Below are 13,323 nucleotides of genomic sequence, written 5' to 3'. Positions count from 1 at the left end.
CTCGCATACGCGAGGCGCGCACCTCCTGATGATTCGCTCGCTGCGCTCCCTCATGCCCGAGAGCTCGCTTCGCCCGCCCCCGCACACGCGAGGCGCGCCCGGCCTGATGATTTGCTCGCCGCGCTCGCTCATGCGCCCGCCTCGCTTCGTTCGTGCGCGCCGTGCGCGTCGCCCCACCCCGGTGCCGCCCCGGCCGGTGCCGCCCCCGCCCGGTCCGCGGCCCGCCACAGATCGGTGAGCGCGGCACCCGGCGCCACCGGCAGCGCTGTCCAGCCCGCTTCGCGCAGCATCCGCGACCGCTCGGCGACCGGTGTCCCGCCCTGTGAGAAGCGGATCCCACCGGGTCCCCGGGACCAGGCGTCGCCGTCCAGGACGAAGGCGACCGCGGTGGCGCTGCGCCGGCTGATCCGGCCTGCCAGCGCGACCTGCTCCTCGTCCAGCTCGCCGAAGAAGGCGATCAGCAGTCCCTCCGTGCCGCCGCGCAGCGCGTCGTACGCGGCGGAGAGGCCCTCTTCGGCGGAGTGCTCCACGACGGCGAGGGTGTCCAGCAGCAGGCCCCCGGCGTCGGCGGACTCGCCGCCCGCGAAACCGCCGCCCTCCGGGCCGGGCACCGCGCTGCCGGTGTCGGTCAGCAGCCGCACCGAGAAGCCCCGCTCCAGCAGATGCAGTGCGACCGAGGCGGCGCCGGCCACCGCCCATTCGAAGGCCGAGTCCGGCCCGGAGCCGTGGTGGGCGACGGTCCGGGTGTCGAGCAGGATCGTGCAGCGCGCCTTCCGCGGCTGCTCCTCGCGGCGGACCATCAGCTCGCCATGGCGCGCGGTGGAGCGCCAGTGGACCCGGCGCAGGTCGTCGCCGTGGCGGTAGCCGCGCGGAATGATGTCGTCCTCACCGGCCAGGGCGAGGGAGCGGTGGCGCCCGTCGCCGTACCCGGCGGCCTCGCCGGCCAGCCGGACCGGGGGCAGCGGCTCGACCCGGGGCACCACGGTCAGGGTCTCGAACGTACTGAAGGAACGCGTCAGCTCGCACATGCCGAACGGGTCGGACAGGCGCAGCTGGAGCGGCCCCAGCGGATAGCGGCCACGCAGGTCGGAGCGGACGCGGTAGGACACCTCGCGGTGTCCGCCGGGCTCGATCCGGTCCAGGACGAAGCGGGGCCGGGGCCCGAGGACGTACGGAACCCGGTCCTGGAGCATCAGCACACCCGTCGACAGCCGGGCCACGTTCTCCACCCGGAGTCCGACCCGGGCCTCGGCCGTCGCCGGCACCCGGGCCGGTGCGAGCGTGCGGCTGCCCGCGACGCGGTAGCGGGTGCGGTGCAGCACCAGGACGCACACCAGCGGCAGCGCCGCCAGCAGCAGTCCGACCCGCAGCAGATCCGCCTGCCCCAGGAGATACGCGCAGGCCGCGGCGGCCAGCCCGGCCGCCAGGAACGACCGGCCGCGCGTCGTCAGCCCCCCGAAGGCGGCGCGGAGACCGCCCGGCTCCGGCGTCCCGGTGCTCCCCCCGCCGGACATCACAACCCCCGTGCGCCGGGCGGCTGCTGGCCGCGGTCGGGTTGCCGCGACCGCGGGGCGGACGGGTCGGGGACCGGGGTGCGCCGCACGATCTCCAGCACCACCTGCTCGGCGGTGCGGCGGTTCAACTGGGCCTGGGCGGTGGGCAGCAGACGGTGCGCGAGCACCGCCACCGCCAGCGACTGCACATCGTCCGGGAGCGCGAACTCCCGCCCGGACATGGCCGCCGCGGCCTTGGCGGCGCGCAGCAGGTGCAGGGTCGCCCGGGGCGAGGCGCCGAGCCGCAGATCGGGGTGGCTGCGGGTGGCCGCCACGAGGTCGACGGCGTACCGGCGCACGGCCTCGGCGACGTGCACGGTGCGCACCGCCTCGGTCAGCTTCACGATCTCGTGGGCGTGCGCCACCGGGCGCAGGCCGTCCAACGGGGAGGCGCCGCCGTGCACGTCGAGCATCCGCAGCTCGGCCGCCGGGCTGGGATAGCCGATCGACACCCGGGCCATGAAGCGGTCCCGCTGCGCCTCCGGGAGCGGGTAGGTGCCCTCCATCTCGACCGGGTTCTGCGTCGCGACGACCATGAAGGGGCTGGGCAGGTGGTAGGTCTGCCCGTCCATGGTGACCTGGCGCTCCTCCATGGACTCCAGGAGTGCCGACTGGGTCTTGGGGGAGGCGCGGTTGATCTCGTCGCCGATCACGATCTGGGCGAAGATCGCGCCGGGCTTGAACTCGAAGTCCTGGCGCTGCTGGTCGTAGACGCTGACGCCGGTGATGTCCGACGGCAGCAGGTCGGGGGTGAACTGGATGCGGCGCACCGAGCAGTCGATGGACCGGGCCAGCGCCTTGGCGAGCATCGTCTTGCCGACGCCGGGCACGTCCTCGATGAGCAGATGCCCCTCGGCCAGCAGGACGGTCAGCGCGAGCCGTACGACCTCCGGCTTGCCCTCGATCACTCCCTCCACCGACCGGTGCACCCGACCGGCGGTGGTGGTCAGATCGGCAAGGCTCGCTCGTTCGTCATACGTCGTCACTCGGCCCTCCTCGGCCCCTCCCCGGGTGGCCGACGCCCCCTTGACGGACCCGGCCCTCCCCGTGTGCGCATCCCGCCAGGCCGCGGCCGGGCGGGATGTCACCTACGCATTCTTGCCGCCCGTGCGGCCTCACGTCATGGCCTGTGGATAACTCACACCGTTCGGTCCCCGCCAACCGGACAACTCCGGCGAACCGGGCGCGAAGGCGGGGTGACGGCCGGGACCCGCCGCCGTGCACGGCGGGTCGGCCAGGGGTACCGTCGCAGGTCAGTCCCGCGGATCGATCTCGCGCAGCAGCCCCGTCGTCACGTCGAACACGAAGCCGCGGACGTCGTCGGTGTGCAGCAGGAAGGGTGAGGTGCGCACCCGCTGCATGGACTGGCGGACGTCCTCGTCGAGGTCCTTGAACGCCTCGACCGCCCAGGTGGGCCGCTGGCCGACCTCGGCCGCCAGCTCGTGCCGGAAGTCCTCGGTCAGGCTGAGCAGACCGCAACCGGTGTGGTGGATGAGGACGACCGACCGGGTGCCGAGCGCGCGCTGGCTGATCGTCAGGGAGCGGATGATGTCGTCGGTCACCACACCGCCGGCGTTGCGGATGGTGTGGCAGTCGCCGAGCTCCAGGCCCAGCGCGGCGTGCAGGTCGAGCCGGGCGTCCATACAGGCCACGACCGCGACCTGGAGAACCGGCCGGGCGTCCATCCCGGGGTCCGTGAAGGCGGCGGCGTAGCGCTGGTTGGCCTCGACGAGACGGTCGGTGAGCGTGCCGTCGGTGGCGGCGGAGGTGCTGTTGGCGGACTGGGGCAGCGGCTGCGACGCAGGTATGGGCATGGCCTCACGGTAATCGTTGATGCCCTGTTCAGCCCCTCTGTGCGGTAGGCGTAGGGGGCAACATCACACCTGGTGAGGTGATCCACCGGCTCGGACGCCATGGGGCAAACGCGGAGGAATCCTCCGGGCGCACCGTGCGGGGGACGCGCGGAACCAGTTGATTGACCGGGGCGGCAGGTGGACTAAAGTGGCGCGAAGTGGGAGGCGTGACGCTCTCCTTGGATCCCGGATCCCTCGTGTGCGTGACCGTACGTACGGTTCGGCCTCCTCCCGCTCCACCAGTCTTCCGACGTCACTTCCCCGTCGCCGGAGGGCCACTTCCCCTTCAGAGCGGGCGGGGACCAAGCGGTACGTGCGGCATCCCCCAGCCAACGGCCGGGGACCCACCTGCCGCCACCATCGGAAGGCGCATGAGTAGCAACACTCGCCACGTACCCGTCATGCTCCAGCGGTGTCTGGACATGCTCGCCCCCGCGCTCGCCGAGCCCGGCGCGGTCGTCGTCGACTGCACCCTCGGCCTCGGTGGGCACAGCGAGGCGCTGCTCGCCACGTTCCCCCAGGCCCGGCTGGTCGCCCTGGACCGCGACCCGTCCGCGCTCCGGCTCGCGGGGGAGCGGCTGGCCCCCTACGGAGAGCGCGCCACCCTGGTGCACGCGGTCTACGACGAGCTCCCCGAGGTCCTCGACCGGCTCGGGCTGCCGCACGTCCAGGCCGTCCTGTTCGACCTCGGTGTCTCCTCCATGCAGCTCGACGAGGCCGACCGCGGCTTCGCCTACGCCCAGGACGCCCCGCTCGACATGCGGATGGACCAGACGACCGGCATCAGCGCCGCCGAGGTCCTCAACACCTACCCGCCCGGGGAACTGGTGCGGATCCTGCGCGCCTACGGGGAGGAGAAGCAGGCCAAGCGGATCGTCTCCGCGGTGGTCCGGGAGCGGGAGAAGGAGCCGTTCAGCAACAGCGCCCGGCTGGTCGAGCTGATCCGCGACGCGCTGCCGCAGGCCGCCAAGCGCACCGGCGGCAATCCGGCCAAGCGCACCTTCCAGGCGCTGCGCATCGAGGTCAACGGCGAGCTGGCCTGCGTCGAGCGCGCCATCCCGGCCGCCGTGAAGGCGCTCGCGGTGGGCGGCCGGATCGCCGTGCTCGCGTACCACTCGCTGGAGGACCGGCTGGTCAAGCAGGTCTTCGCGGCCGGCGCCAGCAACACCGCGCCGCCCGGCCTCCCGGTGGTCCCCGAGCGCTACCAGCCCCGGCTCAAGCTGCTGACCCGCGGCGCCGAACTGCCCACGGAGGAGGAGGTCGCGGAGAACCGGCGCGCGGCCCCCGCCCGGCTGCGCGGCGCCGAGCGCATCCGCGAGGACATCGCGTGACAGCGCGGGGGGGCCGACCGCGCGGCAGGCAGCGCCTGACCGCGCTGCTGCCCTCCGGTCCGCGCGGCGGCACCGCCGCGCGGACGCCCTTCGTCCTGCTGGTCGTGGTGCTCCTGGGCTCCGGTCTGATCACTCTGCTGCTGCTCAACTCGGCGCTCAACCAAGGCTCGTTCGAGCTGAGCCGGCTGGAGCGGAAGACCGGCGAGCTGACGGACGAGCAGCAGGCGCTCCAGCAGGAGGTGAACGGCTACTCCGCGCCGGACGCGCTGGCGCGCCGGGCCCGCAAGCTGGGCATGGTGCCCGGCGGCAACCCGGCGTTCCTGCTGCCGGACGGCACGGTCCGCGGCGCCCCGGGCCCGGTCTCGTCCACCGGCACCCCGCTGTCCGCCTCCGCCGGGCCGCTGCCGCTCGGCCCGGGGGGCCTGCGGCCCGCGGTCCAGGAGACGGCCCCGGCGGTCGCGGTCCCGCCGGTGGCGCCGGCGGCCGTATCGACCCCGCCGGGACCGCTCGCCCCCAGCACCCCGGGCGTCCCGCCCTCCCCGGGCCCGCTGGCGGCCCCCATGGCCCCGGCCTCCTTCCTCACGCCCGACACGCCCACACCGCCGGCGCCCGCCGCCCGCGCGTCCGGTCCCACGGCCGGGCCGTCCCCGGCGGCCGCCGCGCAGGTGACCCCGTGACGCCCGCCCCCGCATTCCGCTGCTGCGGCGCCGTGCCCCCGGTGCACCGGGGGCACGGCGCCGCGCCGCTGCCCGCCACCCCCGTGCCCGCCTCGGAGACCGCGGTATGACCCAGCCCAGGGACCCCCGTCGCGTTCCGCGCCCCGCCCGGCCCGGCGGCCGACCCGCCGGCCGCTCCGGCGCGCCCCGCCCGTCCGCCGCCCGCCGCCCAGCCGGCTCGGCCCGGCGGCCGGCCGCCGGACCGCTGCGGCCGGTCAGCCCGCGCCCGCGGCTGCGCCTGGTCGCCCTGGCGCTGACGCTGGTGATGCTGGCCTTCGTCGTCCGGCTGGTGCAGGTGCAGGGCGTGGACGCCGCCGCGTACGCCGCCAAGGCCAACGAGAACCGCTACGTCCCGGTCAAGCTGGCCGCCGAGCGCGGCGCGATCACCGACCGCAACGGCGTGGACCTGGCCACCACCGTGGACGCGTACGACATCACCGCCGACCCGAGCCTGCTGGCGCCCGACAAGATCAAGATCAAGGACGCCCCGCAGCAGGCCGCCGCGCTGCTCGCGCCGATCCTCGGCGAGCCCGAGGCGACCCTCGCCGCCAAGCTCGACCACCCGACGTCCCGCTACGTCCTGCTCGCCCGGCAGCGCACCCCCCTGGTCTGGAAGCAGATCAAGGACCTTCGCAAGGTGCTGGACGCCAAGGCGGCCGCCGCGCCCAAGAGCGCGCCCCGCCCCGACGTCCTGGTCGGGGTCTTCGCGGACAAGCACAGCAAGCGCGTCTATCCGGGCGGCGACCTCGCGGCCGGCGTCCTCGGCTTCGTCAACGGCACGGGCAAGGGCGCCGGCGGCCTGGAGGCCCAGCTCGACAAGGAGCTGGCCGGCAAGGACGGCAAGCTGGTCTACGCGCAGTCCGGGGGCCGCCGGGTGCCCACCGCCGACACCCAGGAGCACCCCGCCGTACCCGGCACCGACGTGCAGCTGACCCTCGACCGGGACATCCAGTGGGCGGCCCAGCAGGCCATCTCCGACCAGGTGGAGAAGTCCCGCGCCGACCGCGGCTACGTCGTCGTCCAGGACACCCGCACCGGCCAGATCCTGGCACTGGCCAACGCGCCCGGGTTCGACCCCAACGACCTCTCCAAGGCCGGACCCGACGAGCTCGGCAACCCCGCGCTCACCGATGCCTTCGAACCCGGTTCCACCAGCAAGCTGATGTCGATGGCGGCCGTCCTTCAGGAGGGCGCCGCGACCCCGTACACCCGGGTCACCGTGCCCAACCGGCTGCACCGCGGCGACCGGCTCTTCTCGGACGACGTCGACCACGCCACCTGGCACCTCACGCTCAACGGCGTGCTCGCCAAGTCCAGCAACATCGGCACCATCCTGGCCGCCGGCCAGCTGGGCACCACCCAGCCCCAGGCCAACCAGGTCCTCTACTCCTACCTGCGGAAATTCGGCATCGGCCAGCCGACCGGGCTCAACTTCCCCGGCGAGACGGACGGCATCCTCGCCAAGCCGCAGGACTGGAACACCTCCCAGCAGTACACCATCCCGTTCGGCCAGGGCCTGTCCCTCAACGCCGTCCAGGCCGCCTCGGTGTACTCCACCATCGCCAACGGCGGCGAGCGGATCGCCCCCACCCTCGTCCGCGGCACCACCGGGCCGGACGGCCGGTACGCCCCGGCCCCCGCGCCCGCCCGGGACCGCGTGGTGAGCCAGAAGACCGCCGGCACCCTCGCCAACATGCTGGAGTCGGTGGTGGACGACCAGGAGGGCACCGGAGCCAAGGCGAAGATCGACGGGTACCGGGTCGGCGGCAAGACCGGCACCTCCAACCGGGTGGACCCGAAGACCGGCCGCTACCACGGCTACACCGCTTCCTTCGCCGGCTTCGCGCCCGCCGACAAGCCGCGCATCACCGTCTACTGCGCCGTACAGAACCCCAAGCAGGGCAGCTATTTCGGAGGCCAGGTCTGCGGCCCGATCTTCCAGCAGGTCATGGCGTTCGCACTGAAGACCCTCCAGGTCCCCCCGACCGGTGCACAGCCGCCGCGGCTGCCGGTCACGTTCAAGCCAGGCGAATGAAATCGAGGCAACACCGCCGTGACGACGATCACCCCAGACGGCCCGCACCTGCCCGGTGACAGAACCCCGGCGAAGCCCTCACTTCGCCCCGAGCCCGTTCTGCCCGGTACGCTCACCGCCGTGTCACAAGCTGATCAGTCCCCGAAACCCCAGCACGCGGAGAAGGGCGGCCCCGGCAGATATCCGGGCGCGCCGCGCCCTGAGGAGGTCCGCCCCACCCCCCTGGCCGACCTCGCCCGGCAGCTCGCGATCCCGGCCCCGGACCGCGCGGGCGCCGTCCGGGTCACCGGCATCACCCACGACTCCCGTGCGGTCCGCCCCGGCGACGTCTACGCCGCACTGCCCGGCGCCCGTCTGCACGGCGCCGACTTCGTCGCCCAGGCCGCCGACCTCGGCGCCGCCGCGATCCTGACCGACCCGTCGGGCGCCGAGCGGGCCGCCGCGACCGGCCTGCCGGTCCTGGCCGTCGACGACCCGCGCGGGCGGATGGGCGCCCTGGCCGTCTCGATCTACGGGGCGCCGGGTGAGGACCTCCTCCAGATCGGTATCACCGGCACCTCCGGCAAGACCACCACCGCGTACCTCATCGAGGGCGGGCTGCGGGCCGCGGCCGCCAAGGAGGGCGGGGGGCTGACCGGCCTGATCGGTACGGTCGAGTCCCGGATCGGCGACGAGCGCCTGAAGTCCGAGCGGACCACCCCCGAGGCCACCGACCTCCAGGCGCTGTTCGCGGTGATGCGCGAGCGCGGCGTCCGCTCGGTCGCCATGGAGGTCTCCAGCCACGCGCTGGTGCTCGGCCGGGTCGACGGCTGCGTCTTCGACGTCGCGGTCTTCAACAACCTCAGCCCGGAGCACATGGAGTTCCACTCCGGCATGGAGGACTACTTCCAGGCCAAGGCGCAGCTGTTCACCGCGGCGCGCAGCAAGGCCGGGGTGGTCAACCTCGACGACGAGTACGGCCGCCGGCTGGCCGCCGGCGAGTCCGAGGTCCCGGTGACCACGTTCTCCGCCGAGGGCCACCCGGACGCCGACTGGCGCGCCGCCGACGTCGAGCTCGGCGCGCTCGGCTCGACCTTCACCGTGCACGGCCCCGGGGGCGTGACGGTGCGCGCCGCCTCCCCGATCGCCGGCCCGTTCAACGTCTCCAACGCGCTGGCCGCCATCACGGCGCTGGTCGTCGCCGGTGTCGACCCGCAGACCGCGGCCGACGGCGTCGCCGCGATCCCCGGGGTCCCCGGCCGCCTGGAGCGGGTGGACGTCGGCCAGCCCTACCTCGCGGTCGTCGACTACGCCCACAAGACGGACGCCGTCGAATCGGTTCTGCGCGCCCTGCGCAAGGTCACCACCGGCAAGGTGCACGCGGTCCTCGGCTGCGGCGGCGACCGCGACCCGCACAAGCGGATGCCGATGGGTGCCGCGGTCGCCCGGCTCGCCGACACCGCCGTGCTGACCTCCGACAATCCGCGTTCCGAGGATCCGCTCTCGATCCTCGCCACCATGCTTGCGGGCGCCGCCGAGGTGCCCGTCCACGAGCGCGGCACCGTTCTCGTGGAAGAGGACCGGGCCGCCGCCATTGCCGCCGCGGTCGCCCGCGCCGAGCCAGGCGACACCGTGATCGTCGCGGGCAAGGGCCACGAACAGGGTCAGGACATCGCCGGAGTGGTACGCCCCTTCGACGACCGTCAGGTGCTGCGCGCTGCCATCGAGGAGTCGCAGACGTCGCAGCAGTCACAGCAGCCGAACCACCAGGGATGACACACCGCCATGCGCGCACAATCCTCTTGTTGGCACCTTCTGCACGGCCCCGGGGGTGACCTGTGATCTCCCTGTCCCTCGCCGAGATCGCGAGCATCGTCGGCGGACAGCAGCACGACATACCGGACCCGGACCGCGAGGTCACCGGGCCGGTCGTCTCGGACTCCCGGGCGGTCCGCCCGGGTGGCCTGTTCGTTGCGTTCGCCGGTGAGCGCGTCGACGGCCACGACTTCGCCGTCGGCGCCGTGGAAGCCGGTGCGACGGCCGTCCTCGCGGCCCGCCCGGTGGGCGTCCCGGCGATCATCGTCGATGACGTCGTCGCAGCTCTCGGCGCACTCGCCCGAGCCGTCGTGGACCGCCTGGGCACCACCGTCGTCGGTCTGACCGGCTCGGCCGGCAAGACCAGCACCAAGGACCTGATCGCCCAGCTGCTGCAGCGGCACGGGCCGACGGTGTGGCCGGAAGGCAACCTCAACAACGAGATCGGGCTGCCGCTCACCGCGCTGCGCGCCGACGCCACCACCCGTCACCTCGTCCTGGAGATGGGCGCCCGCGGCGTCGGCCACATCCGCTACCTCGCCGGGCTGACCCCGCCCCGGATCGGGGTGGTCCTCAACGTCGGCACCGCGCACCTCGGCGAGTTCGGCGGCCGCGAGCAGATCGCCGAGGCCAAGGGCGAGCTCGTCGAGTCGCTGCCCGCGGCCGAGGACGGCGGGGTGGCGGTGCTCAACGCCGACGACCCGTTCGTCCGTGCCATGGCGTCCCGCACCAAGGCCCGCACCATCCTCTTCGGCGAGGCCGCGGACGCCGCCGTACGCGCCGAGAATGTCCGGCTCAACGGCCTCGGACAGCCCGCCTTCACGCTTCACACACCCTCCGGGTGCAGCGATGTGACGATGCGGCTGTACGGTGAGCACCACGTGTCGAACGCGCTTGCCGCGGCCGCCGTCGCCCATGAGTTGGGCATGCCCGTGGACGAGATCGCCGTCGCGCTCTCCGAAGCCGGCACGCTCTCCCGCTGGCGGATGGAGGTCACCGAGCGCGCGGACGGCGTGACGGTCGTCAACGACGCCTACAACGCGAACCCCGAGTCCATGCGAGCGGCGCTGCGTGCGCTGGTCGCCATGGGCACCGCCGTCAAGGCGAACGGGGGCCGGACGTGGGCGGTGCTCGGTGAGATGGCCGAGCTGGGCGAGGAGTCACTCGCCGAACACGACGCGGTCGGACGGCTGGTCGTCCGGCTCAACGTCAGCAAGCTCGTGGCGGTCGGCGGCAGGGAAGCGGCCTGGCTCGACATGGGCGCCAAGAACGAGGGTTCGTGGGGTGAGGAGTCGGTGCACGTGTCCGACGCGCGGGCGGCGATCGATCTGTTGCGCAGGGATCTGCGACCGGGAGACGTCGTGCTGGTGAAGGCGTCCAGGTCGGTGGGCCTGGAGCGAGTCGCCGCGGCATTGCTGGACGGCGAGGGCGGGTCCGGCGTTGAGGGCGGGGCCGCGTCCCGATGAACTCCATGAAGCAGATCCTCTTCTCCGGGATGATCGGGCTCTTCCTGACCCTGATCGGTACCCCGCTGCTGATCAAACTGCTGGCCAAGAAGGGCTACGGGCAGTTCATCCGCGATGACGGCCCCCGCACCCACGGCAGTAAGAAGGGCACGCCCACCATGGGCGGCATCTCCTTCATCCTGGCCACGATCATCGCCTACGCCCTGACGAAGGTGATCACCTCCAGCGACCCGACCTTCTCGGGCATCCTGGTGCTCTTCCTCTTCGCGGGCATGGGCCTGGTCGGCTTCCTCGACGACTACATCAAGATCGTCAAGCAGCGGTCGCTGGGCCTGCGGGCCAAGGCGAAGATGGCCGGCCAGCTGATCGTCGGCATCGCCTTCGCGGTGCTCTCGCTCCAGTTCGCCGACCTGCGGGGCGCCACCCCGGCCTCCGACCGGCTCTCCTTCACCCAGGACTTCGGCTGGCAGATCGGCCCGGTGCTGTTCGTCATCTGGGCGCTGTTCATGATCCTGGCGATGTCCAACGGCGTGAACCTCACCGACGGCCTCGACGGTCTGGCCACCGGCGCCTCCGTGATGGTCTTCGGCGCGTACACCTTCATCGGCATCTGGCAGTACCAGGAGTCCTGCGCCAACCAGATCACCGCCGGACCCGGCTGCTACGAGGTGCGAGATCCGCTCGACCTCGCCGTGGTCGCCTCCGCCCTGATGGGCGCCTGCTTCGGCTTCCTGTGGTGGAACACCTCGCCCGCCAAGATCTTCATGGGCGACACCGGCTCGCTGGCACTGGGCGGCGCCCTCGCCGGCCTCGCGATCTGCTCCCGCACGGAGCTGCTGCTGGCCATCCTGGGCGGTCTGTTCGTCCTGATCACCATGTCCGTGGTCATCCAGGTCGGCTCGTTCCGGATGACCGGCAAGCGGGTCTTCCGGATGGCGCCACTACAGCACCACTTCGAACTCAAGGGGTGGTCCGAAGTCCTTGTGGTGGTCCGGTTCTGGATCATCCAGGGCATGTGCGTGATCGTCGGTCTGGGCATCTTCTACGGCGGCTGGCAGGCGGCGAAGTGACCGGGTACGACCCGCGGGCCCCCCAGGACTTCGCCGGCAGGCACATCACCGTTGCCGGCCTCGGCGTGAGCGGCGTCCCCGCCGCCCGCGCCCTGGCCGGCCTCGGCGCCCGCGTCACCGTCGTCAACAGCAGCGACGGCGAACGGGAACGGGCCCAGGCGGCCGAGCTCGCGGAGCTCGGCGCCACGGTCCGGCTGGGCGACGGCGACACCCTCCCCGAGGGCACCGAGCTGATCGTCACCACCCCCGGGTGGAAGCCGAGCAGCCCGCTCTTCCTGGCGGCCGAGAAGGCCGGCGTGCCGGTCTGGGGCGACGTCGAACTGGCCTGGCGGCTGCGCGGCCCGGACGCCGCGCCCTGGCTGGCGGTCACCGGCACCAACGGCAAGACCACCACTGTCCGGATGCTGGCCTCGATCCTGACCGCGGCCGGTCTGCGCACCGCCGCGGTCGGCAACATCGGCGTCCCGCTGGTCGACGTGGTGCTCGGCGAGGGCCGGGCGGAGGGGGCGTCGTACGACGTCCTGGCCGTCGAGCTCTCCAGCTACCAGCTGCACTGGGCCCCGTCGGTGCGGGCGCACTCCGCGACCGTCCTCAACCTCGCCCCGGACCACCTGGACTGGCACGGCTCCATGGAGGCGTACGCCGCCGACAAGGGCCGGATCTACGAGGGCAACACGGTCGCCTGCGTCTACAACGCCGCCGACCCCGCCACCGAGGAACTGGTCCGGCAGGCCGACGTCGAGGAGGGCTGCCGGGCGATCGGCTTCACCCTCGGCACCCCCGGCCCCTCCCAGCTGGGCGTCGTCGACGGCATCCTCGTCGACCGCGCCTTCGTGGAGAACCGGCAGAAGCAGGCCCAGGAGCTCGCCGAGATCGCGGACATCGCGCCCGCCTCCGGCAAGGCGGCCCCGCACAACATCGCCAACGCGCTGGCCGCCGCGGCGCTGGCCCGCGCCTTCGGCGTCCCGGCCGCCGCGGTCCGCGAGGGCCTGCGCACCTTCCACCCGGACGCGCACCGCATCCAGCACATCGCGGACGTCGCCCAGGTCGCCTACGTCGACGACTCCAAGGCCACCAACACCCACGCCGCCGAGGCGTCGTTGGCGGCGTACGAGCACATCGTGTGGATCGCCGGCGGCCTGGCGAAGGGAGCCACCTTCGACGAGCTGGTGCGCACCGCCGCCGGGCGGTTGCGCGCAGTGGTCCTCATCGGCGCCGACCGGGCGCTGATCCGCGAAGCGCTCGGGCGACACGCCCCCGATGTCCCAGTTGTCGACCTTGACCGGACAGACACTGGGGCGATGTCCGAGGCGGTCCGGGAAGCGGCCCGGCTGGCCGAGCCCGGCGACACCGTCCTGCTGGCCCCGGCCTGCGCCTCGATGGACATGTTCGTCAATTACAACAAGCGGGGCGAGGCATTCGCCGACGCGGTGGGCGAACTGGCCGCCGCGGGTCACTAGCCCGGTTCTCCCCGCTGCCGTCGTCGCCGGCGGCGAGCGCACCTG

General features: G+C 73.2%; 10 protein-coding genes. 7 read left to right on the top strand and 3 right to left on the bottom strand.

The window, feature by feature from the left end; translation table 11 throughout:
- Window positions 1–128: 128 nt before the first annotated feature.
- From CG747_RS09335 to CG747_RS09325, 3 genes are all read right to left on the bottom strand, one after another.
- Window positions 129–1,514: a DUF58 domain-containing protein gene (locus CG747_RS09335; RefSeq protein WP_100601180.1), complete on the bottom strand. Its 1,386-nt coding sequence runs from the start codon at window positions 1,512–1,514 to the stop codon at window positions 129–131.
- Window positions 1,514–2,539, bottom strand: a complete 1,026-nt coding sequence (locus CG747_RS09330; RefSeq protein ID WP_100601179.1) for a MoxR family ATPase — start codon at window positions 2,537–2,539, stop codon at window positions 1,514–1,516. Before CG747_RS09330 ends, CG747_RS09335 begins: the two co-directional genes overlap by 1 nt.
- Window positions 2,540–2,806: 267 nt before the next feature.
- Entirely contained in the window at window positions 2,807–3,367 is a 561-nt protein-coding gene (locus tag CG747_RS09325; RefSeq protein ID WP_180985453.1) for a carbonic anhydrase, read from the bottom strand.
- A 410-nt stretch (window positions 3,368–3,777) separates the two neighbouring features.
- On the opposite strand from CG747_RS09325, the gene rsmH reads away from it, so the two are divergent.
- The 7 genes from rsmH to murD all read left to right on the top strand — a co-directional run bounded on the left by rsmH (window position 3,778) and on the right by murD (window position 13,278).
- Window positions 3,778–4,737 carry a 16S rRNA (cytosine(1402)-N(4))-methyltransferase RsmH gene (rsmH, locus tag CG747_RS09320; RefSeq protein WP_100601178.1) on the top strand — a complete coding sequence of 320 codons (960 nt, stop codon included), beginning with the start codon at window positions 3,778–3,780 and terminating at the stop codon, window positions 4,735–4,737.
- Window positions 4,734–5,414 carry a septum formation initiator family protein gene (locus CG747_RS09315; RefSeq protein WP_100601177.1) on the top strand — a complete coding sequence of 227 codons (681 nt, stop codon included), beginning with the start codon at window positions 4,734–4,736 and terminating at the stop codon, window positions 5,412–5,414. Before rsmH ends, CG747_RS09315 begins: the two co-directional genes overlap by 4 nt.
- Before the next feature lie 106 nt (window positions 5,415–5,520).
- On the top strand, window positions 5,521–7,488 hold the full coding sequence (locus CG747_RS09310; RefSeq protein ID WP_100601176.1) for a penicillin-binding protein 2: 1,968 nt from the start codon (window positions 5,521–5,523) through the stop codon (window positions 7,486–7,488).
- An 18-nt stretch (window positions 7,489–7,506) separates the two neighbouring features.
- On the top strand, window positions 7,507–9,243 hold the full coding sequence (locus CG747_RS09305) for a UDP-N-acetylmuramoyl-L-alanyl-D-glutamate--2,6-diaminopimelate ligase (RefSeq protein ID WP_100601175.1): 1,737 nt from the start codon (window positions 7,507–7,509) through the stop codon (window positions 9,241–9,243).
- A gap of 62 nt (window positions 9,244–9,305) precedes the next feature.
- Complete coding sequence (murF, locus tag CG747_RS09300; RefSeq protein WP_100601174.1) at window positions 9,306–10,748, top strand: UDP-N-acetylmuramoyl-tripeptide--D-alanyl-D-alanine ligase; 1,443 nt, start codon at window positions 9,306–9,308, stop codon at window positions 10,746–10,748.
- 5 nt (window positions 10,749–10,753) lie between these two features.
- On the top strand, window positions 10,754–11,818 hold the full coding sequence (gene mraY / locus CG747_RS09295) for a phospho-N-acetylmuramoyl-pentapeptide-transferase (RefSeq protein WP_100601173.1): 1,065 nt from the start codon (window positions 10,754–10,756) through the stop codon (window positions 11,816–11,818).
- The gene (murD, locus tag CG747_RS09290; RefSeq protein ID WP_100601172.1) at window positions 11,815–13,278 is read left to right on the top strand and encodes a UDP-N-acetylmuramoyl-L-alanine--D-glutamate ligase; all 1,464 of its coding nucleotides are present in this window, start codon (window positions 11,815–11,817) and stop codon (window positions 13,276–13,278) included. Before mraY ends, murD begins: the two co-directional genes overlap by 4 nt.
- Window positions 13,279–13,323: the final 45 nt, after the last annotated feature.

The organism is Streptomyces sp. CB02959 (genome assembly GCF_002803155.1).
GTDB lineage: Bacteria > Actinomycetota > Actinomycetes > Streptomycetales > Streptomycetaceae > Streptomyces.
The sequence above is the reverse complement of the archived record's forward strand: the minus strand, read 5'-3'. Positions and strand labels throughout refer to the sequence as shown.

Coding starts and splice junctions, on each gene's coding strand:
- CG747_RS09335 (WP_100601180.1), bottom strand. CDS start 1,514: ATGTCCGGCGGGGGGAGCACCGGGACGCCGGAGCCGGGCGGTCTCCGC.
- CG747_RS09325 (WP_180985453.1), bottom strand. CDS start 3,367: ATGCCCATACCTGCGTCGCAGCCGCTGCCCCAGTCCGCCAACAGCACC.
- rsmH (WP_100601178.1), top strand. CDS start 3,778: ATGAGTAGCAACACTCGCCACGTACCCGTCATGCTCCAGCGGTGTCTG.
- CG747_RS09310 (WP_100601176.1), top strand. CDS start 5,521: ATGACCCAGCCCAGGGACCCCCGTCGCGTTCCGCGCCCCGCCCGGCCC.
- mraY (WP_100601173.1), top strand. CDS start 10,754: ATGAAGCAGATCCTCTTCTCCGGGATGATCGGGCTCTTCCTGACCCTG.